This is a genomic window from Blautia sp. HA8986 (genome assembly GCF_056504635.1).
In genome coordinates, this window is sequence record NZ_JBWLUQ010000001.1 from 1,705,208 (window position 1) to 1,724,915 (window position 19,708).

The following is a 19,708-nucleotide window of genomic DNA, read 5'->3' on the forward strand; positions in this document are numbered from 1 at the left end:
TGTGCCTGTTCCTTTCTTTGTCATCTTATCTATTATAATAATTTTATGTTTTTTTGTCAAAAATAATTGCACTCACGCAAATATTGTCGTATGATACATATTAAAAATATTACTGCTCTGTCCGTGGGCAGTAAACATATATTAATGTGATAAATCAAAGGAGATAAATTTCATGCAGCTTTTAAAGGACAGAATTCTGACAGACGGCGTAGTAAAAGAAGGAAATATTTTAAAAGTGGACAGCTTCCTGAATCATCAGATGGATATTGACCTGATCAATGAGATCGGTAAAGAATTCAAGAAACGTTTTGACCACTGTCCAATCACCAAGATCCTTACCATCGAAGCTTCCGGTATCGGTATTGCCTGTATTGCAGCACAGTATTTCCATGTACCGGTTGTATTTGCAAAGAAAGCACAGAGTGTGAACCTTGACGGTGAGATGTACACCACCAAGGTAGAATCCTTTACACACAAGAAGGTCTACGATGTGATCCTTTCCAGAAAATTTCTCGGACCGGAAGATCACGTACTCCTGATCGACGATTTTCTTGCCAATGGCTGTGCACTTCTCGGTCTGATTGACATCGTTAAGAAATCCGGCGCAACTCTTGAAGGAGCCGGAATCGTTATCGAAAAAGGCTTCCAGTCCGGCGGACAGACTATCCGTGATATGGGTATCCATCTGGAATCCCTTGCTATTATTGATTCTATTGCTGATGGCAAGCTTACATTTCGTGAATAAATCCAACTGAATCTGATATGTAATAAATTCAGCTGTAACCGATAGCAAGTAATCTTTTTCTCAATATATGCAAATGCTAAAACTCCCGATAACTGATGATCTGCTCATGTAATACAGATATAAGTTTATCGGGAGTTTTTTACTTATGCTTCGGAACCTTTTTCCGTTTTCTCAGAAGGTGTGGGTGTTGCTGTGTCCTTCGGAGTCGGTGTCGGGGTATCTGTTGCCTCCGGCTCTTCGGTCGGTGTTGTTTCCGAATCTTTGTCTCCGGAATCAGTCGGAGTTGGTGTCGCAGTAATATCTTTCTCATCTTCAGACGGTTCTTCTGTTACTGTCGGCTCCGGCGTAGGCGTCGGTGTTGCTTCCGGCATGATCTCGTCTTCATCATAGTATCCATCGTCCACAAGCATCTGATAATTATCTTTATCGATCAGCTGGATATCACTTGTCACAGTTCCCACAATCTTTGTTCCGTTATCATACTGCTCATAATCGGAAATCTCCGGCTTCTCGCCCTTCAGGTAAGTATCTACCATAGCAGCACAATCATTGGCCAGCACGCGGTTATCAAAAAACAGGCTGTCTGTCAGTCTGCCTTCGATCACTGCAGTCACAGCCTCCGCCTCACAGCCACATCCTGTAATCATCGGCCAGTCTTCATTTCCTGCCGCATAATCTGCATCTTCAAGTGCATCCACAGCTCCAAGTGCCAGCTGATCCGCGCCTGTGCAGATGATATCCGGCGCACCATCTGTATAATACCCGGAAAGGATCTCTGACAGATCATTCTTCGCAGTGTTTCTTGAACTTCTCATCACTGCTGTATCGTCAAAGCTCTGCTTTTCAGACTTGCATACAAGAGTTCCGTCATCAAAATACTGCTGCAGCTTTTCCATCACGCCGTTATAGAAGAAAAGTGCCGCACGGTCATCCGGTGAGCCCATAAGGAACTCGATGGAAAGCGTTCTCTTCTCCTCGCTGGCTTTCTCCAAATCCATCTTCTTTATGATGGAATCTCCCACCATTTTTCCTGCCTTCCGGGTATCAAAAGTGACAAAATAATTTACCTTATCTGTATCCATAATCAGTTCATCATAGGAAAAAACAGGGATAGACTTCTCATAGGCCTGTTCCAGCACGTCATTTAGTCCGTAAGCATCTGCCGGCGCAATGATAAGAGCGGATGTGCTTTCATCGTCCAGAATTTCACTGATCTGAGAGGCCTGGTTCTCACCACTCTCATCTGAGAAGAATACCTCAGCATCATATCCTTCATCTTCAAGAGTATGCTGCAAGGTCTCGCCATCTGAAGACCACCTTGGGTCATCAGAAGCAGACGGCAAAAAGATTCCTACTTTCTTATCTGCGGCAGCAGTTTCCTCTTCTTCTTTTTTTTCTTCTTCCTCTGCATCATCGCTGTTTTTGGCTTTTCCTTCCGGGTCCTCAGACTCCACACTCTCATTGGCTGCTTCTGTTGCTTTTTTATTCCCGCCGCAGCCGGAAAGAACTGCTGAAAGGGCAAAAGCTCCCACAAGCAGGATCGCTGTTTTTCTCTTCATGGTCTAATCTCTCCTATAAGCCTTTATATTCCTTTGCCAGTGATTTCAGATAGTCTCTGTAAGCCAGCGCGGATTTCTTAGGTTTCAGTATACGCACACTGCCGTCCATACCCGTGAGCCAGCCGTAAAACTTCGCATTCTCAGGCAGCTCTGCTGTCACAGTAAAATCTCCGCTTTCCTTCATTTTATATTCCGCATCTTCGCCAAAAAAGCCTCTTACTTCATCCTGTACAGCACCTGCACAGAGAAGCCGGATCTCTTTCTTTATGTTTCTTGCGGAGCAGGCAAGAAGCTGCCGATAACCGCTAAGTGTCGGTGCTTCCGCTTCATTCTTCTGCACAGCCTGACTGTCTGACTGTATCTCTTTTCTCTCTTCTGACGGTTTCACCTGATCCGTGCTCTGCCCGTAAAGATAATATCCACCTGGTCTCTCTCTTGTATAACGGATGTCCATTCCAATGGAACGTAAAACCTCCACATCATCATAAATGCTTTTTCTTTCTGCATTAATCCCGTGTTCACCAAGTCCTGCCAGGATATCCTGCATGGATAAGGTTTTATGCTCACCTGTCTCCTGCAGCATTCTTTCCAGATACAGGATCTTCGCCTTCTGATTATTTGATTTCGCCATACTGACCTCTTTATCCTTCGTTTTTTACAAAGCGGTGGAAAATATAGGAGTTCGCCTCCTGTTCCTCGCTGTCATCCAGTTTCTCAAGCTCGATTTTTCTTCCGTATTTCTTCTCCAGAGCACGGCTGATCAGAATATCTGCCAGCTGTGGGTTCTTTGGAAGAAGCGGCCCGTGCAGATAAGTTCCGATCACATTCTTATAGACTACGCCTTCAGCACCGGACTGTCCATCATTGCCATAACCGGAGAGAACCTTTCCCAGAGGCTTGTTATTGCCAATAGTTGTACGTCCTCCATGATTCTCAAACCCAACGATAGGCATATCAAAAAGCTCACTCTGCATGACAATATTTCCGATAAGCCGGCCCTTTCCCTGCTCAGTGCTCATATCTACCAGCTTCAGACCCTCGATCATTCCCTGATCAGTCTTGTAATAGTTTCCAAGAAGCTGATATCCACCGCAGATTGCAATGACAACGCCGCTATCCTCAACATAAGCCTTAAAATCCTTCTGGATCTCTTTCAGCTTCTCGCAGACCAGCATCTGCTCTCTGTCTGAGCCGCCGCCAAGAAGCACGATGTCCAGCTTGGAAAAATCGATCTTATCATCCAGCTCAAAAGCAATGGTCTCTGCCTCGATTCCTCTCCAGAGGCATCTTTTCATAAGACACTGGATATTTCCTCTGTCACCGTAAAGATTCAGAAGATCCGGGTATAAATGTCCGATCGTTATTTTCATTTCTCACCCTCCAGTTTCTTCAGTATATTTCTGGTTCCAAACAGTGCTGTATAATTTACAAGTACATAGAGATTGCCAACTCCATCGTCAATACGTTTGCGGATGGCTGTCTCCACGTCATTCTCCAGCATGGATGGAATATCTACGTATTTCAGTCGGAGCCTCATATCCTGGCAGCGGATGCCGCTGACTGTGATGGAATTGATGTTATCCCCTCCGAACAGGTCAAAATCCACATCCCAGAGCCAGGAGATGTCTTTTCCATCCTGAGCATTATCATTGATGACAATGATAATATCCTTCGGTGACTCATCCTGCATAACAGCAGAGATATTCTGGTTAAAACCTGCCGGGTTCTTGGCCAGATTCAACACAACGCCGGTTCCCTTAATGCGGAACTGCTCCATTCGGCCGTTCTCAGGATTAAACTTCTTTAACATGTCATTAAAATGCTCTGCCTGAAATCCTGCAGTACGGATTCCTGCATAAGCAGCCAGAATATTATAAACATTGTAGAAACCTTTGTAATTGGCTGTGATCCGTTTATCTTCCACAGTAAAGGCGATCTGATTATCCACCTTTACATCTGTGGCATCAAAATTAATCTCCGGCCGTTTAAATCCGCATTTCGGGCACCTGTAATCGCCAAGCTGGCTGTAATGATAGAAACTGTATACAAGACGCTCCCCACAGCATTTACAGAAACGTCCTTCACGGATCTCATTGGTCTTGCTGCGAATCACCGGCTTGCTGATTCCGTACGTCACATATGGATTCCCACAGTCCATAGCCAGATATGCAGACAGCGCATCATCGCCGTTCACAATGACTTTCATATCCGGAACTTTCCGCATCATTTCCTCCAGGATATTCATGGTAATATCGATCTCACCATAACGATCCAGCTGATCTCGGAACAGATTGGTCATAACCATATAGTCAGGCTTGATCCTGGTAAACACGTGTCTTGTGGATGCTTCGTCTACCTCAATACAGGCATAGTCTGCATCCAGCTTTCCACTTGGTTTTGCTCCCAGCACAAAAGCAGCCACAACTCCATTGAGCATATTGGAACCTGTATGGTTACAGATCACTTTCTTTCCTTCTGCCTCAAGCCCTGCGCAGAGCATGTTGTTGGTTGTAGTTTTTCCGTTGGTTCCGCATACTACGAATATTTTATCTCTTACCTGGGAGGAAAGTTCCTCCAGGATATCCGGGCATATCTTCAGCGCGATCTTACCGGCCCAGGTAACACCCTGACGGCCCATAAGTTTACAGACATGTCCTGTGATCTTCGCTGCCATCACAGCAACTGTAGTTCTTATTTTCATAATCGTCCGTTTCCTTTGTTTTTATTTCGTTCTACCACAGATCCTCCGTTGTGAGAAAATCCGTGCAGACTCCTTCTGCTCCTTCTGCGAGATATTTTCTGGCCTGGTTCCTGTCATTGACCGTGTATACATAAAGCCGGATTCCCTGCTCCTCAAAAATCTTTTCAGCCTCCTCAGACCAGTATTTCCAGTAAATAGTCGCAGCCTGAATGCCTTTTTCTCCGCAAAAAGAAGCGATCTTTTTCAGATCATCTTCTGAATATTCCTGCCACAGTGAATAAATATAAGAAGGAAATGAATGAATCATAGCAGTTCCCGGATACATAGCTTCACTGTAAATTTCCGGGATGATCTGATCCAAAACTTCCCCCGCTCCGGCTGCACGTGCGATCTCCACATATTCACAGTAATCCTCCAGGGTTTTCTGGTAATTGCGAATAGAATACTGTTTGGAATCGATCATCACAAACGCATCCGGATAGTCTTTCAGCAGCAGAAAAAAATCTTCCAGCGTCATGGGCGTATATTTCCCATATATTTTATTGGATGTAAACTGTTTCTCTGTAAGAACTTTTTTTCCTGTGCCTTTCCACTGACCCATAGATTCATTCCAGTTATGGCGGCATACCCATACGCCATCTGATGTTCTGGACAAATCCAGTTCAAAAAGTCTTACACCCTGATTGTACATGGCCAGAAATCCCTCTCTGGAATTCAAATATTCCTTTCCATCCAGTCCGCCCAGTGCATGAGCGATCGTCCTGTGGTCAGTCCAGGAAAATTCCGATGTTCTGGCTTCCGCTGTCTGTGTTATCACCGAACTTCCTCCAATAATAAACAGAGACAGTACCAGGATTTCTATGGTCAGAATCAGCCGGCGGATCATTTCAGACAACAAAAAAATGCACAAGATTTAAAGAAAAACATCTTCTCTGTGCTTTCCTTCGTATCTTCTGCAAATCTATTCTGTTCAGGTCCTTCGCCTGAATTAATCTTATATTTCAACTGTCCGGTAGTACCAGAAATTCTGCCGACCATTATTTATCATCCTTTCGCATACCTGTACTCTGATTTTTTGTACATTACCGATTGTACGCTAAAAAGGAATAATAATCAAGGGGGGATTATTGTTACTGTCCCCGCCAGGACCAGTAACATACTTCACGGTCACAATCAACCCCGGTTACTCTGATACCCCCCCAAGAAATTTCCTGCTGCAGCTGCAGATACTCTTCGTATCTCTCATGAGCTGTTTTGTTATAGGAACGTGATATAGGAATTACGTTCTCTCCTATACTGAAGCTCTCTGTCTTCGCACCAGTGATACGCTCCATATTTACAATGAAGCTCTGATGACACCGCAAAAACGTGCTATTTTCCAACTGTTTCTCAAAATCTTTCAACTTGCCTCTGCACTGCAGTGTGCTTCCATCTGTCATATGAAAATTCACGATATGAAGGCTGCTTGTTATATAACTCACCTGGCTGTGCCGCAAGGTATATACCCGTGCACGGTACTGAAAATGGATCATCCTCTCATCTGTATCCGCATTCAACCTCTTCTTCAATGGTTCCATAACATATTCCAATGCTTCCAGAGTTACTGGTTTCAGAAGATAGTTATATGCAAACATATCAAATGCATCTCTGTAATATTCGTCACTCCTGCTCATAAAAATGACAGCAACTGACATTTCACGTTCTCTGATTTTTCGTATGGTGTTCAATCCATCTGTTTTTTTCGAATCCATATTTACAAAAATTACATCATAAGGTTTCCTTTTCTTTTCCAATTCTTCCAATAAAAGCTCTCCGCTTTTAAATATCCGAATTTCTGACCCCGGAACGATTTGCACAAGCTGTTTGTGAAGTCTTCTCGTATCTGCCTGCATATCATCACAAATGGCAATGGTCATCATCGTCATATTTATGTATCCCCTTTTATTCCGTCATTGTATCTTTTTTGTTCTATTATTATACCATGAATTATTATTCAAATCTTAATATCTTTCTGTAAATTATGGTCAAAAATCCACCATTTATGCACATTTTCAATTTTTCGACAAACACTAAAAAAGGACATCTGCATTTCTGCAAATGTCCTTTAAAATGGTCAGAAGTAAATTATACAAGCTCAATAAGAACTTCCATAGCTGCATCGCCTTTACGCTGTCCGATCTTAACGATTCTTGTGTAACCACCGTTACGATCTGCATATTTCGGAGCGATCTCGCTGAACATCTTATCAACCATGTCAACTTCTTTTGTGTTTTTCTTTCTGCCGGCGCCCTTAGCAGGAACCTCTGTTACAGGATAGAAAACTTTCATCATCTCACGACGTGCATGAAGTCTGGAAGGAGCATCTTTCTTGATCTCTTTCTGTACTTCATCGTAAACTGTTTTCTTCTTGCCGTCTACAACCTCTTTTACACGTTTTCCGTCAGCATCTTTACGAGCAACTTTAGCTGTTACTGTAACTGTCTCGAAATTATCTTTCTCACGTACAGCCATAGCGATAAGTCCCTCAGCGATCTTACGGATCTCTTTAGCCTTAGCTTCTGTTGTCACGATTTTTCCGTGATGAAGAAGATTTGTAACCTGATTTCTCAGAAGTGCTTTTCTCTGATTAGATGTTCTGCTTAATTTTCTATATTTTGCCATTTTATTATCCTCCATCTGTGGGACAACAGGACATGCTTGTTCGGTCTTACTGTCCTGCTGCTGACACCCCACTCATTACTCTGTTTCCGGATTATTCCTCTGTAGGCTGAAGCTGAAGTCCCAGCTCTTTGAGTTTTGCAAGTACTTCCTCTAATGATTTGCGGCCCAGATTACGAACCTTCATCATATCGTCAGAAGTCTTATTGCATAATTCTTCAACCGTATTGATACCGGCTCTCTTAAGGCAGTTGTAGGAACGAACAGAGAGCTCAAGCTCATCAATGCTCATCTCCAGAACCTTTTCTTTCTCATTGTCTTCTTTCTCGATCATAACCTCTGCTGTCTTAGCATTCTCGGAAAGATCAATAAAGAGACTTAAATGCTCGCTGAGAACCTTCGCTGCAAGGCTGACTGCCTCATCCGGATCAAGTGTTCCATTGGTATATACATCCAGTGTAAGCTTGTCGAAGTCAGTTACCTGACCAACTCGTGTATTCTCTACGATCATGTTGACTCTGTCTACCGGTGTGTAGATCGCATCAACTGCGATCATACCGATCGGCATGTCATCGGTTTTGCCTTTGTCTGCACTGATATAGCCACGTCCCTTGGTAATAGTAAGTTCCATAGCCAATCTGCAGTCTTTTCCACCGTTCAGGGTTGCAATTACCTGATCCGGGTTCATGATCTCAATATCCTGATCTGCCTGGATATCAGCTGCTGTAACAACACCTTTTCCCTCACACTCGATGTATGCGGTCTTCGGCTCATTGTCACTGCTGTAATTCTTGATGGCAAGAGATTTCAGATTCATGATGATCTCGGTCACATCTTCCTTCACGCCCGGAATGGAGCTGAATTCATGAAGTACACCATCGATCTTCACCTGGCTTACTGCAGCTCCCGGAAGGGAGGACAGCATAATTCTTCTTAAAGAATTGCCAAGGGTAGTACCATAACCTCTCTCGAGAGGCTCTACAACGAATCTTCCAAACTTCTTATCTTCGGATATTTCGGTAATTTCGATTTTTGGTTTATTGAAATCAAACACTATAAGGTTCCCTCCTTCTGGGTTAATCAACATTCGAGGGTATTACCAATTTTTATAACTGTAGACACAGTAAACAGTTACTAATTATTTAGAATACAGCTCGACGATAAGCATCTCGTTTACAGGAACATCGATCTGCTCTCTTGTAGGAAGCTCTTTAACTACACCCTTCAGGTTCTCCTGATCAGCGTCGATCCACTCCGGAACAAGTCTTCCGCCAGTGATCTCAAGGATTCCTTTATATCTCTCAGAACCTTTGCTCTTCTCTCTGATCTCAATTGTGTCTCCTGCCTTGCACAGGTAAGACGGAATGTTTACACATTTTCCGTTAACAAGTACGTGCTTGTGATCTACGATCTGACGAGCCTCTCTTCTTGTTCTTGCAAATCCCATACGGAAAACAATGTTGTCAAGTCTGCTCTCAAGCATAACCATAAGGTTCTCACCTGTCTGGCCCTGCATTCTGTCAGCTTTCTTGTAATAGTTACGGAAAGGTTTCTCAAGAACTCCGTAGATAAATTTTGCTTTCTGTTTCTCTTTTAACTGAAGACCATACTCAGACACCTTGCGGTTTGCACGTTTTAACTGTCTTGTGGACTTCTTATCAATTCCTAAGTAAATCGGATCCAGGCCAAGGGATCTGCATCTTTTCAGAACAGGTACTCTATTTACTGCCATTTCAACTACCTCCTAATTAGACTCTTCTGCGTTTTGGTGGACGGCATCCGTTGTGAGGAACCGGAGTTACGTCACGAATGCTGGTTACTTCAAGTCCGCATGCCTGAAGCGCACGGATTGCAGCTTCACGGCCTGAGCCCGGGCCTTTTACCATAACGTCTACTGTTTTTAATCCATGAATTAAAGCAGCCTTTGTTGCAGTCTCTGCTGCCATCTGTGCTGCATAAGGGGTAGATTTCCTTGAACCTTTAAATCCAAGACCACCGGCACTTGCCCATGAAAGAGCGTTTCCTTCGTTATCTGTCAGTGTGACGATTGTATTGTTGAAGGAAGACTGAATGTGTGCCTGTCCGTGTTCAACGTTTTTCTTGACACGACGTTTTGTCGTTTTCTTTGTAACTTTTGCCATTTTAAAACTAACCTACACTTTCCTTTTATTGAAATTAATTAGTTATATCTATAAATTATTTCTTCTTGTTTGCAACAGTTCTCTTCGGTCCCTTGCGAGTTCTCGCATTTGTCTTAGTCTTCTGACCACGAACCGGGAGTCCTTTACGATGACGGATACCTCTGTAGCATCCGATCTCCTGCAGTCTCTTGATGTTAAGGGCGATTTCCCTTCTCAGATCACCTTCTACTGTCATTGTCTCATCAATAACAGCACTCAGTTTCTTAACCTCATCATCAGTCAGATCTCTGACACGTGTGTCAGGATTAACCTCTGCTTTAGCAAGAATTTTGTCTGCGCTTGGTCTACCAATTCCATAAATGTAGGTAAGACCGATTTCAATACGTTTCTCTCTTGGTAAGTCTACACCAGCTATACGAGCCATGTACTGTTTCCTCCATTTTCTGTTTCTGAAAGTCTCTGCATATCGTATGTCACTTGCTCCCGCAAGGTGAAATGGGACATATCGGTGTGCCGCTTTCTTTTCTAGTTTCCTAATTGGGGTGCCTCGGTAAAACACCCAGCTGTAATCGGCGAATCACAGCCTTTCCGAAATTGCGGATCTTAACCGCTGTTGCCTCTCGGTATTAGGCAATACATGCTTATTATTCACTCAGCAGAACAACCCTACCGGGTGTTTCATACTGCAGCCGCACGTTTCACAAACATTCCAAAGAAGTTCCGATATGGAAATCAACCCTGACGCTGTTTGTGCTTCGGGTTCTCACAGATAATTCTGATGGATCCCTTTCTCTTAATGACCTTGCACTTCTCGCAGATCGGCTTTACAGATGATCTTACTTTCACTGGAAATCCTCCTTCCGTAAATTAGTCTCATATCTGCAGTTTCACAGGCGCACTCATACACAGTATTTGCGCGCTTGAAATATATACTAACACCTGTTTTCCCGAAATGCAAGAAAAAAATTAAAAAATTTTTGATTTTTTTTACAGGCTGTATTATAATGGGTGGCAAAGTCCGGCAGACATATGGAATCTGCCTATTTTAATGAAAGGAATCTTTACATATGCATACGGAAATGAAATATCGTTTTCTGATACATTACACCTTATCTTTTATCGGTGGATACCTGGGGCTTTATGCCATTGTGTCAAGAGCTGATCTTTTCGGCAATGCCCAGACAGCCAATCTTCTTGGTGTTGTGCGGGATCTCATAGGCAGGAATTTTTCGGATATGCTTCTGCGTGTGGGTGCGCTTCTCATATATATGGCTGCTGTTATCCTTACGGTCTGGATCCCAGAGCATTTTTCCGCAGATCTTCGTTTTATCAGTATCGGGATTGATATCTTTGCGATCCTGCTCCTGGGATTCTTTCCTTCCGGAATGTCTCCGGTTGTGGCTCTTTACCCCGTGTTCTTTGCAATGCCTTTCCAGTGGTGTACCTTCAAGGCTCCCGGCGGATATAACAGCTCCACGATCTTTTCCACCAACAACCTTCGCCAATTCACCACAGCTGTCACTCAGTTCCTTATGAAAAAGGACAGCACACAGTGCGATAAAGCAAAATTCTACGGAATGACGTTGCTTTCTTTTCATACAGGTGCAGCTTTGTCTCTGATCCTGTATATGACCTGCGGTCTCTCAGGCGTATGGCTCTGTCTGGTTCCTGCCTTCTATGCTATATGGCTGATCAGTGCAGACCGGAATACCGCAGCCGATACACCGGCAGTTACCCGAAGCACAGCTTCTGACGGCAGCAGCTTCAGGAATCTTTCCTATAAGAAAAAAGAGGCCTGACTTTATTTTAGCTTTGATAAAATAAGAGGAAATGTGATCTGTTTTTACACTGTCACATTTTCTTTTTTGTTTACGCGTAAGCCCCTCTGGCGCTTACAGCTTATATGCGTTCGAAATCCAGTATCATGATTTTGAATGGCCGCAAATTGATTTCATCTATATTTCTCATACTATCCTCATAACATATCAATATGCTCTGTAACTTGTTTAAACATTCCACGGTATTTGCATTGCGCTTACCGGGAAAATCTTTTATAATTATTCCAGAAATTATAAATCCTGCTATATATTTTTGACCGAACATGAATGGAGAATTGAAATGCCCAGAAGTATTTACGAAGATATTTATAAAGATCTGAAAATGAAAATAGAGGACAACACTTTTGCCTATCAGGAGCTTCTGCCTTCCGAAAACACTCTGATCCGGACTTACGGCTGTTCCCGCAATACCCTGCGCCGTGCGGTCAGTCTTCTTGTCAATGACGGCTATGTACAGACCATGCAGGGAAAAGGTGTCCGCAATATCTACCGTCCAAACGAGCAGACTGCTTTCACCATCGGAGAGATTGAAACCTTCAAGGAATCTGCTGCAAGGAACGGTCAGAATGCCCATACAGAGGTGGCTCTCTTTACAGAGCTTTGTATCAGCAAAAAGCAGTCTGCTTACACAGGATTTCCCGCTGGTGCAGAAGTATATTATATTCAGCGTATCCATTATCTTGAAGATATCCCACTGATCATCAACCATAATTATTTTCTGAAGGAATCCGTTCCCGGCCTTACTGCCGAGATTGCCAGTCATTCTATCTATGAATACCTGGAGCAGGAGCTTCATATGACCATTGTCAACAGCAAACGTGTCATGACTGTGGAAAAGGTTACGGAAATTGATGAAAAATATCTTCATCTGAATGTAAAGGATTATAACTGCGTGGCTGTGGTGTCCAGCCAGACTTATAACAGTGATGGCGTGATGTTTGAGTATACCCAGTCACGGCACAGACCGGATCATTTTCGATTTTATGATAATGCCCTGCGCCGATGAGCCCGGCTCATAGCTGCTTCGCAGCTACCCTGTTATGAGTTCCCTATTTTCCGGAATTATGTTATACTAAAACGATCAAATGGAGAGAGGATATTATATTTATATGAAAAAACGAGAATCTTTTAACAGCCGCTGGGGATTCATTCTGGCCTGCATCGGGTCTGCGGTTGGAATGGGAAATATCTGGATGTTTCCCACCAGAGTTTCCCTGTATGGCGGGGGATCGTTCCTGATCCCGTATTTTATTTTTGTGGCTCTGATCGGCTTTACCGGCGTGATCGGTGAGATGAGCTTTGGCCGTGGGACACGTTCCGGGCCCATTGACGCTTTCGGCATGACCTGTGAAACCCGCGGAAAGCGAAAGCATGGCGAACTGCTCGGATGGATTCCTGTGATCGGTGCACTGGCCATGGCTATCGGTTATACCGTTGTTATGGGATGGATCTTCCGATATATGCTCGGAGCCTTTACAGGCTCCACCCTGGCACCGGCAGATATTGAGTCCTTTGGCGCCAAATTTGGAGGCATGGCCTCTGCATGGGGAAATAATCTCTGGCAGCTGGCTGCTCTTGTGATCTGCATGTTTATCCTGATGTACGGCGTTGGAAGCGGTATCGAAAAAGCCAATAAAGTGATGATGCCCATCTTCTTTATTCTGTTTGTGATCCTTGGCATCTATGTTGCATTTCAGCCGGGAGCTGCTGCCGGATACCGCTATATCTTCCGCGTGGAGCCGGAAGTTCTGGCAAAGCCTTCCACCTGGATTTTCGCACTTGGACAGGCATTTTTCTCCCTGTCTGTTGCAGGTAACGGTACACTGATCTACGGATCTTATCTTCCGGACAGCGAAGATATCCCTGCATCTGCTGCAAGGGTAGCACTTTTTGATACTCTGGCTGCTATGCTGGCAGCACTTGTTATCATTCCGGCCATGGCTACCACAGGTGCCAAGCTTGACCAGGGCGGTCCCGGACTTCTGTTTATCTACCTGCCGCACCTGATCAAAACCATGCCTGGCGGACGGATCATTGCCATCATCTTTTTCGTAGCTGTGTTCCTTGCAGGCATGACCTCGCTTATGAATCTTTATGAAGCTCCTATTGCCACAGTTCAGGAAAAAACAGGTCTTGGCCGGATCCCTTCCTGCATGGTGATCGCAGTGATCGGCGTTGTGGTTTCACTTCTTATCCAGGGCATTGTTTCTGACTGGATGGATGTGCTTTCCATCTATATCTGTCCTCTCGGCGCAGGACTTGCAGGGATCATGTTCTTCTGGATCTTCGGCCGGAGCTATGTGGAAAATCAGGTCAGCAAAGGACGTGAGAAACCGTTTACAAAAATCTTTTATCCGGTGTGTAAATATATTTATGTTCCTGTTTGTTTTCTGGTTCTGATTCTAGGAATTGTACTTGGCGGAATCGGATGATAAAATGATAGTACAGTTGAAATAATAAATTGCCTGCATAAACAAATCCTCCGAAAAAATGATTTTTTAAATCATTTCCGGGGGATTTTTATGTTTTATCTTATAATATTCGCAAAACCAGGCTTTTCGATTTGCTGCATATCCTGAACGCACTCACTTCACAATTTGTCAGCGAGTTTACGTTTTACACTGATTCCCAATTATCCTACATCCTTAGAGTGTATCCGGTTTCTCCACCTCATAGTCAGACCAGGAAGCAATCGTTTCGCTGTCTGAAGTGTCTGCAGTTTCTTCATATTTATCTACAGTAATGGTGTAATCGCTGTCGCCTTCTGCATATACAGTTCCGTCTGTTCCTTTGATCGTGACTGTTTTTCCGGAGTCATCCACAATGGTTCCTGCGTTAGAAAGTGTGGATACGGTGCTGTCACCGGTTACTGTCCAGGTAGAGTCATCATTGACATATACATTACAGTAGCCATCTCCACCGTTACCGGCAAAGCTCTCATCATCTATGATAACTCCTGTCAGGTTACTGCCGTCCGTCATATAGAAGTCAAGCTGGCTGATGGTGTCCCAGATCACATCCCCCTCCATATCCTGGCTAATTGCTGTAAAGTCGCAGTCTGCTCCGTTGGCTCCGCTTTCGCCCCAACCTCTTTCGTTATTATTTCCTGTGCAGCGTAAGAAATACTCATTGTCATTGTTGTATGTGATATCTACAGCATTCAGAGTGATATCACTCTCTGTGTTAGTTGTGTAGAACACGCCGCCATTCTGTGATGTAAGGGTTCCTCCATCCATCTGAAAGGTGCTGTTTCCTACTTCGGAATCACCGGACATACTCTGGTAGAGGATTACTGTCCAGATACTGTCATTCTGGCTTAAATCGCTCATATTTCCGGTGAGGTCACAGTCAAACAGATGCAATGAATTCAGGCCTTCGATGCATACTGCTTCTGATCCGTTTGCTGTAAGTGTGGCATCCTTTACCGCAATATCTGCTGTACAGTATACTGCCGGCGAGCCTTCACCGTTGGATGTATAGGTTCCGCCGTCAACTACCATGGTTCCGCCGCCACGGTCACTTCGGATGGCAGCTGCGGATTCTCCGTTTGTTTCCACGTTCAGCTCCCAGGCATATAACTTACCGCCACCTGCTGCGTGGATTCCACCGGAAGTATCCTGTGTTGTCTTAATGGTAGTGTCTGCCGCATAGACCGTTCCATCGCCGTAGGCAAAAAGTCCTGCTCCGCCGGCTGCGTCAGTGGTTACAGTTCCACCTTTTACATAAGCGTTTCCCTCTGTTGCAAGCAGTGCCGCTCCTACGCCGTAAAAGCTTGAATTGTCGCCGCCTGTGCTGTCGGAGGAATTTCTTGTAATGTCCACATTATTGAAAGTTACATTTGCTCCTGATGATACAAGTGCTGCATTTTCATCTGTTCCTGTTGACTCCAGGGATGTATCGGATACTTCGGTATCGGAATCATAGGTATTGACAGCATCATAGCCGTCTACTCCCTGAGACTGTCCTCCTGGTGCTCCACCAGGAGCTCCCTGACCACCTCCCATGTCAGTGCTCTGTACTTTGATGGTAAGGGCGTTTCCGTCATCGTCTGTGGTGATTGCTACGATGTCACCTTCCTGGATGCCGGAGAGTTCGATGGTTTCGCTTTGAGAATTATTGCCATCCGACGCACCGCCCTGGGTGCTGCCTGGAGCCTGACCATTTCCGTTATCTCCGTCTGGTTTCTCCGGGGCTATACTGTCATTCGCTGGCTTCTCCGGGGATTCTCCATTTCCATTATCTCCATCCGGTTTCTCTGGTGCTTCTCCCTGTTCTCCGCCTGGTGTTCCACCGTTTCCGCCCATTTCTTTCATCGTTCCTACAGCGATCGTAATCTTACCAGTTTCTACGGATTTCACCTCACCGTAAGTTACATCTTCCTCATCGGAATCACCTTTATCAAAACTTTCTTTATCGGCGTCTGCATTGGCGTCTTCATTGCTGTCACTGTTATCGGAATCTGTGCTCTTTGTACTGTCTGCCGTTGTATCTTCTGCATCCTTATTCTCTGAACTCTCAGCCGTACTCGTTGTTTTCTCTGTTGTCGCTGCCTCGCATGCAGTAACGGATGTAGCTGCCATCATAACGCCTAAGATTGCTGCAAGATATTTTTTCTTCATATGAACACGTATAATCCAATTATCTTAGATGGTAATTGGATTTTTCCTTTCTCCCAGTTAACACTGGGTATTTATTTCCATCTCTGATATATTTTGAAAAGGCACTGTGGATCTGTATCTATATCTTTACAGCTTTGACTGGTATGAGGTGACTCAGACCACAGCTTTTCGTCTATTACTGTTAATCAGTTTGTTAACGCATCGACGTTTTTATTTACGTGATTACACAGCCGAATTCTCTGTGGAAGACAGCAGTGCTCAAAATATTTATCAGGAGGTATAAACCTATGTCAATGTACTTTATTGGAATTGATATTTCCAAGTACAAACATGATTGCTGCATCATTTCTGCAGCTGATCAAAAAGTAGTTTCTAAAGTCACAATCAAAAACAATAAAGCCGGCTTTAATGAACTGCTTACAATCATTCATTCTCTCGCAAATCCTGCAGACATAAGAATAGGGTTTGAATCAACTGCCCATTATGCTCTCAATCTTGAACTCTTCCTTGAAAATTCTCTCCTAACCTTCATGGAAGTAAATCCTGTTCTCATCAGTGAATACAAGAAATCAAAAACACTTAGGCGTACAAAAACCGACTCTGTTGACTGCGAATCAATAGCTCGTTGGTTAATGACTGTTGAATACAAACCCCATTCAAAAGGATTTTACCACGCTTACTCTTTAAAGTCATTAACTCGTTTACGCGATAAACTTATCCGACAGCGTTCTTTCTATCTTGTTAAAATCACAAATGTGTTAGATCATACATTCCCTGAGTTTAAACCATTCTTTAATGAACGCTTATCCAAAACTGCTCTCTATCTGCTTGAAAACTATGGTTCTGCTGGAAAGATGGCTCGTATGAACTCAGCCTCTTATGAAAAGCTACGTTCCTTATCCCGGGGGAAGTTTTCACCACAGCAATTCCTACGACTAAAAGAACTTGCTGCCAATACTGTTGGTGTAAATAACTCTATTTTTGATGTAGAGCTGAACAGTCTTTTATCTTTATACAAATCCCTTGTAAAAGAGATTAATACCATTGAAAAAGAAATCAACAAACTAATTGAAGAAGTACATCCTCACTATATGTCAGTTCCTGGAATCGGACCATTATCAGCAGCTGTAATCTATTCTGAATACGGCGATATATCTAACTTCACTAATCCAGGACAAATGCTTGCATTTGCCGGAATAGAACCGGGAATCAACGAATCTGGCACTGAATCTCACGGAGGTAAGATGGTTAAGCGTGGATCATCCCAGCTCCGCTACACACTCATCAATTGTTGTCTACCGTTAATCCGCTTTGACATGACATTTGCAACTTACTATGCCAAGAAACGCGGAGAAGGCAAACCACATCGAGTAGCCATTACTCATGTAGCCAAAAAGCTTATTAGAGTCATCTATGCATTGGAGAGGCAAGATATCGACTTTAATGCACAGAAACTTCGTTAATCTTTAGTGGATTAATACTAATTTCTCCCATCTGAAATACGATGTATTCAGATGGCTTATTAAAGTTACCCATTTTTACAATTCAAAAAAATCACAAAATTCTCTTGACTGTTTATAGTTTGTCACCTCTCTTTTTTGTATGCTCATACTATATCAGCAAAATCTGTTCACTTTATGTTTAAAGCGTGAAAAAAATGTGAGTGATAAACTCCACTTTAAATTCTTTTTCTGCAGAAAAAGCAAAAAAGACCCGGCAGCTTATTGCCACCAGGTCGTCTTTTATAATATTTCTTATTTATCTCTCCAGATAATTCTTCCCTTGGAAAGATCATACGGAGAAAGTTCGATCGTTACCTTATCTCCCGGGAGAATACGGATGAAATTCATACGGAGCTTGCCGCTGATATGTGCAAGTACCACATGCTTGTTTTCCAGTTCTACTTTAAACATCGCGTTAGGCAATTTCTCCAGAACAGTGCCTTCTACTTCAATCACATCTGCTTTTGACATTTTTTACCTCCTATGTCATGATAACAATTGCTGCTTACAGGCTCGTAAGCGTCAGAATCTCTGGTTCCCCATCTGTGATGAGGATCGTGTTTTCATAATGTGCGGAAAGTGAACCATCCATGGTTACTACTGTCCACTCATCGTCCAGCCATGCCACGTCCGCACGACCAAGGTTGATCATGGGCTCGACGGCCAGGGTCATTCCCGGAAGGAGCTTGATGCCCCTGCGCTTCTGCGGGAAGTTTGGAATCTGCGGATCCTCATGAAGATGAGTTCCGATTCCGTGTCCTACAAGGTCACGTACGATACCATAACGGTATTTCGCTGCATGGGCTCCGATGGCTTTGGAAATATCATTTAAATGATTTCCGGCTTTTGCCATTTTCAGTCCTTCGAAAAAGCACTCTCTTGTAACTTTAATAAGCTGCTGTGCTTCTTTGGATACTTCACCTACTGCATAAGTACGTGCTGCGTCAGAATGATAGCCCTTGTAAATCAGGCCGGCGTCGATTTTAACCAGATCCCCGTCCTGGATTATCTTTTCCTCGGATGGAATTCCATGCACAACCTCATCATTCAGGCTGATGCAGAAAGAAGCCGGAAAACCTCCGTAGTTCAGAAAGTTCGGAATACAGCCCATGGACCGGATCATATCTTCACCGATACGGTCAATTTCTTTGGTGCTGACACCTGGTTTAATATAAGGGATCAAACCGTCATGCACCTTCTCAAGAAGATGGCCTGCTTCTCTCATAAGTTCTATTTCATGCTGTGTCTTAATTGTTACGGACATTCTTATTCTCCTAAGATGTCAACGATCTCCTGGAATACCTCATTCAGATCCCTGGTTCCGTCTACCGTCTTCAAAACACCCTGTGTGGTGTAATAGTCAATCAATGGCTGTGTCTGCTCATGATAAACGTTCAGACGCTTCTGGACTGTCTCCGGCTTGTCATCGTCACGAAGTACAAGCTTGTCGCCGCAGGTATCACACACACCTTCTGCCTTCGGTGCTGCAAAAACTACGTGATAGGTTGCACCGCATTTCACGCATGCACGGCGTCCGCCCATACGTTTCACGATGTTATCATCCGGAACATCCACATCGATTGCATAGTCAATTTTGCTTCCAAGTTTAGCCAGAGCTTCTGTCAGACACTCTGCCTGCGGAATTGTTCTTGGAAAACCATCAAGAACATAGCCTTCTTTTGCATCATCCTGCTGAATTCTGTCAACAACAAGGTCACAGGTCAGTTCATCCGGAACAAGAAGTCCCTGATCCATGTAAGTTTTTGCTTTTTTTCCAAGCTCGGTACCGTTCTTGATGTTGGCACGGAAAATATCTCCTGTGGAGATGTGCGGGATTCCATACTTCGCCGCGATCTTCTTAGCCTGAGTACCTTTACCTGCCCCCGGTGCACCCAACATAATAATTCTCATAGCATACCCTCCATTTTCCTTTTTTCTGCCTTTT

At 43.9% G+C, this 19,708-nt stretch carries 21 protein-coding genes; 5 read left to right on the forward strand and 16 right to left on the reverse strand.

The annotated features are described in order from the left end of the window. The first annotated feature begins 172 nt into the window (after positions 1–172). Complete coding sequence (locus AC04Q4_RS07960) at positions 173–745, forward strand: xanthine phosphoribosyltransferase (protein WP_119240252.1); 573 nt, start codon at positions 173–175, stop codon at positions 743–745. Positions 746–888: 143 nt separating this feature from the next. On the opposite strand, the gene AC04Q4_RS07965 is transcribed toward AC04Q4_RS07960, so the two are convergent. The 12 genes from AC04Q4_RS07965 to rpmJ all read right to left on the reverse strand — a co-directional run bounded on the left by AC04Q4_RS07965 (position 889) and on the right by rpmJ (position 10,650). After that, positions 889–2,304 carry a substrate-binding domain-containing protein gene (locus AC04Q4_RS07965; protein ID WP_173755562.1) on the reverse strand — a complete coding sequence of 472 codons (1,416 nt, stop codon included), beginning with the start codon at positions 2,302–2,304 and terminating at the stop codon, positions 889–891. A 13-nt stretch (positions 2,305–2,317) separates the two neighbouring features. Further along, positions 2,318–2,935 carry a hypothetical protein gene (locus AC04Q4_RS07970; RefSeq protein ID WP_476388824.1) on the reverse strand — a complete coding sequence of 206 codons (618 nt, stop codon included), beginning with the start codon at positions 2,933–2,935 and terminating at the stop codon, positions 2,318–2,320. A gap of 10 nt (positions 2,936–2,945) precedes the next feature. After that, positions 2,946–3,674, reverse strand: a complete 729-nt coding sequence (locus AC04Q4_RS07975; RefSeq protein WP_173738817.1) for a type 1 glutamine amidotransferase — start codon at positions 3,672–3,674, stop codon at positions 2,946–2,948. Next, positions 3,671–5,005, reverse strand: coding sequence for a MurT ligase domain-containing protein (locus tag AC04Q4_RS07980; protein WP_476388825.1), 1,335 nt, complete (start codon positions 5,003–5,005; stop codon positions 3,671–3,673). The genes AC04Q4_RS07975 and AC04Q4_RS07980 overlap by 4 nt, the downstream gene beginning before the upstream one ends. A 31-nt stretch (positions 5,006–5,036) precedes the next feature. Continuing rightward, positions 5,037–5,822: a phosphatidylinositol-specific phospholipase C/glycerophosphodiester phosphodiesterase family protein gene (locus AC04Q4_RS07985; RefSeq protein ID WP_330594726.1), complete on the reverse strand. Its 786-nt coding sequence runs from the start codon at positions 5,820–5,822 to the stop codon at positions 5,037–5,039. Between the two features lie 313 nt (positions 5,823–6,135). Then, positions 6,136–6,930 (reverse strand): LytTR family transcriptional regulator DNA-binding domain-containing protein, encoded by a 795-nt coding sequence (locus AC04Q4_RS07990; protein ID WP_476388826.1) that lies wholly within the window; start codon positions 6,928–6,930, stop codon positions 6,136–6,138. A 199-nt stretch (positions 6,931–7,129) separates the two neighbouring features. Beyond that, a complete protein-coding gene (locus AC04Q4_RS07995) occupies positions 7,130–7,666 on the reverse strand; it encodes a bL17 family ribosomal protein (RefSeq protein WP_021976084.1) in 537 nt (178 codons plus the stop codon). 91 nt (positions 7,667–7,757) lie between these two features. Continuing rightward, the gene (locus AC04Q4_RS08000) at positions 7,758–8,717 is read right to left on the reverse strand and encodes a DNA-directed RNA polymerase subunit alpha (protein ID WP_173738821.1); all 960 of its coding nucleotides are present in this window, start codon (positions 8,715–8,717) and stop codon (positions 7,758–7,760) included. Positions 8,718–8,801: 84 nt separating this feature from the next. Continuing rightward, positions 8,802–9,395 carry a 30S ribosomal protein S4 gene (gene rpsD / locus AC04Q4_RS08005; protein WP_173738822.1) on the reverse strand — a complete coding sequence of 198 codons (594 nt, stop codon included), beginning with the start codon at positions 9,393–9,395 and terminating at the stop codon, positions 8,802–8,804. A 16-nt stretch (positions 9,396–9,411) separates the two neighbouring features. Further along, a complete protein-coding gene (rpsK, locus tag AC04Q4_RS08010) occupies positions 9,412–9,804 on the reverse strand; it encodes a 30S ribosomal protein S11 (protein ID WP_015526942.1) in 393 nt (130 codons plus the stop codon). A gap of 55 nt (positions 9,805–9,859) precedes the next feature. Beyond that, positions 9,860–10,228, reverse strand: coding sequence for a 30S ribosomal protein S13 (rpsM, locus tag AC04Q4_RS08015; protein ID WP_173738823.1), 369 nt, complete (start codon positions 10,226–10,228; stop codon positions 9,860–9,862). A 308-nt stretch (positions 10,229–10,536) separates the two neighbouring features. Next, positions 10,537–10,650 (reverse strand): 50S ribosomal protein L36, encoded by a 114-nt coding sequence (gene rpmJ, locus AC04Q4_RS08020; protein ID WP_003022746.1) that lies wholly within the window; start codon positions 10,648–10,650, stop codon positions 10,537–10,539. Between the two features lie 221 nt (positions 10,651–10,871). Here rpmJ and AC04Q4_RS08025 point away from each other — a divergent pair, with 221 nt between their 5' ends. The 3 genes from AC04Q4_RS08025 to AC04Q4_RS08035 all read left to right on the forward strand — a co-directional run bounded on the left by AC04Q4_RS08025 (position 10,872) and on the right by AC04Q4_RS08035 (position 14,074). Beyond that, positions 10,872–11,603 carry a YoaK family protein gene (locus tag AC04Q4_RS08025; protein WP_178773887.1) on the forward strand — a complete coding sequence of 244 codons (732 nt, stop codon included), beginning with the start codon at positions 10,872–10,874 and terminating at the stop codon, positions 11,601–11,603. Positions 11,604–11,922: 319 nt separating this feature from the next. Continuing rightward, a complete protein-coding gene (locus AC04Q4_RS08030; protein ID WP_178773888.1) occupies positions 11,923–12,648 on the forward strand; it encodes a UTRA domain-containing protein in 726 nt (241 codons plus the stop codon). A gap of 103 nt (positions 12,649–12,751) precedes the next feature. Next, complete coding sequence (locus AC04Q4_RS08035) at positions 12,752–14,074, forward strand: sodium-dependent transporter (protein WP_476388827.1); 1,323 nt, start codon at positions 12,752–12,754, stop codon at positions 14,072–14,074. A 213-nt stretch (positions 14,075–14,287) separates the two neighbouring features. Here the strand turns inward: AC04Q4_RS08035 and AC04Q4_RS08040 are convergent, their stop codons facing one another. Further along, positions 14,288–16,261 carry an autotransporter outer membrane beta-barrel domain-containing protein gene (locus tag AC04Q4_RS08040; RefSeq protein ID WP_476388828.1) on the reverse strand — a complete coding sequence of 658 codons (1,974 nt, stop codon included), beginning with the start codon at positions 16,259–16,261 and terminating at the stop codon, positions 14,288–14,290. 287 nt (positions 16,262–16,548) lie between these two features. On the opposite strand from AC04Q4_RS08040, the gene AC04Q4_RS08045 reads away from it, so the two are divergent. Further along, positions 16,549–17,724, forward strand: coding sequence for an IS110 family RNA-guided transposase (locus AC04Q4_RS08045; RefSeq protein ID WP_118198261.1), 1,176 nt, complete (start codon positions 16,549–16,551; stop codon positions 17,722–17,724). Between the two features lie 291 nt (positions 17,725–18,015). Here AC04Q4_RS08045 and infA read toward each other — a convergent pair whose 3' ends face one another. The 3 genes from infA to AC04Q4_RS08060 are packed head-to-tail and all read right to left on the reverse strand — an operon-like array spanning position 18,016 to position 19,674. Continuing rightward, positions 18,016–18,234: a translation initiation factor IF-1 gene (gene infA, locus AC04Q4_RS08050; protein ID WP_005428560.1), complete on the reverse strand. Its 219-nt coding sequence runs from the start codon at positions 18,232–18,234 to the stop codon at positions 18,016–18,018. A gap of 34 nt (positions 18,235–18,268) precedes the next feature. Then, positions 18,269–19,027, reverse strand: coding sequence for a type I methionyl aminopeptidase (map, locus tag AC04Q4_RS08055; protein ID WP_476388829.1), 759 nt, complete (start codon positions 19,025–19,027; stop codon positions 18,269–18,271). A gap of 2 nt (positions 19,028–19,029) precedes the next feature. Continuing rightward, positions 19,030–19,674 carry an adenylate kinase gene (locus AC04Q4_RS08060; RefSeq protein ID WP_119240265.1) on the reverse strand — a complete coding sequence of 215 codons (645 nt, stop codon included), beginning with the start codon at positions 19,672–19,674 and terminating at the stop codon, positions 19,030–19,032. Positions 19,675–19,708 lie beyond the last annotated feature (34 nt).

What these genes read in the sequence shown, in the direction of transcription:
- AC04Q4_RS07960 (WP_119240252.1), top strand. Translation starts at nt 173, where the DNA reads ATGCAGCTTTTAAAGGACAGAATTCTGACAGACGGCGTAGTAAAAGAA.
- AC04Q4_RS08045 (WP_118198261.1), top strand. Translation starts at nt 16,549, where the DNA reads ATGTCAATGTACTTTATTGGAATTGATATTTCCAAGTACAAACATGAT.
- AC04Q4_RS08035 (WP_476388827.1), top strand. Translation starts at nt 12,752, where the DNA reads ATGAAAAAACGAGAATCTTTTAACAGCCGCTGGGGATTCATTCTGGCC.
- AC04Q4_RS07975 (WP_173738817.1), bottom strand. Translation starts at nt 3,674, where the DNA reads ATGAAAATAACGATCGGACATTTATACCCGGATCTTCTGAATCTTTAC.
- infA (WP_005428560.1), bottom strand. Translation starts at nt 18,234, where the DNA reads ATGTCAAAAGCAGATGTGATTGAAGTAGAAGGCACTGTTCTGGAGAAA.
- rpsD (WP_173738822.1), bottom strand. Translation starts at nt 9,395, where the DNA reads ATGGCAGTAAATAGAGTACCTGTTCTGAAAAGATGCAGATCCCTTGGC.
- AC04Q4_RS08025 (WP_178773887.1), top strand. Translation starts at nt 10,872, where the DNA reads ATGCATACGGAAATGAAATATCGTTTTCTGATACATTACACCTTATCT.
- AC04Q4_RS07990 (WP_476388826.1), bottom strand. Translation starts at nt 6,930, where the DNA reads ATGACGATGATGACCATTGCCATTTGTGATGATATGCAGGCAGATACG.
- AC04Q4_RS08060 (WP_119240265.1), bottom strand. Translation starts at nt 19,674, where the DNA reads ATGAGAATTATTATGTTGGGTGCACCGGGGGCAGGTAAAGGTACTCAG.
- AC04Q4_RS08040 (WP_476388828.1), bottom strand. Translation starts at nt 16,261, where the DNA reads ATGAAGAAAAAATATCTTGCAGCAATCTTAGGCGTTATGATGGCAGCT.
- AC04Q4_RS07995 (WP_021976084.1), bottom strand. Translation starts at nt 7,666, where the DNA reads ATGGCAAAATATAGAAAATTAAGCAGAACATCTAATCAGAGAAAAGCA.
- AC04Q4_RS07980 (WP_476388825.1), bottom strand. Translation starts at nt 5,005, where the DNA reads ATGAAAATAAGAACTACAGTTGCTGTGATGGCAGCGAAGATCACAGGA.
- map (WP_476388829.1), bottom strand. Translation starts at nt 19,027, where the DNA reads ATGTCCGTAACAATTAAGACACAGCATGAAATAGAACTTATGAGAGAA.
- AC04Q4_RS08030 (WP_178773888.1), top strand. Translation starts at nt 11,923, where the DNA reads ATGCCCAGAAGTATTTACGAAGATATTTATAAAGATCTGAAAATGAAA.
- AC04Q4_RS07970 (WP_476388824.1), bottom strand. Translation starts at nt 2,935, where the DNA reads ATGGCGAAATCAAATAATCAGAAGGCGAAGATCCTGTATCTGGAAAGA.
- AC04Q4_RS07965 (WP_173755562.1), bottom strand. Translation starts at nt 2,304, where the DNA reads ATGAAGAGAAAAACAGCGATCCTGCTTGTGGGAGCTTTTGCCCTTTCA.
- rpsM (WP_173738823.1), bottom strand. Translation starts at nt 10,228, where the DNA reads ATGGCTCGTATAGCTGGTGTAGACTTACCAAGAGAGAAACGTATTGAA.
- rpsK (WP_015526942.1), bottom strand. Translation starts at nt 9,804, where the DNA reads ATGGCAAAAGTTACAAAGAAAACGACAAAACGTCGTGTCAAGAAAAAC.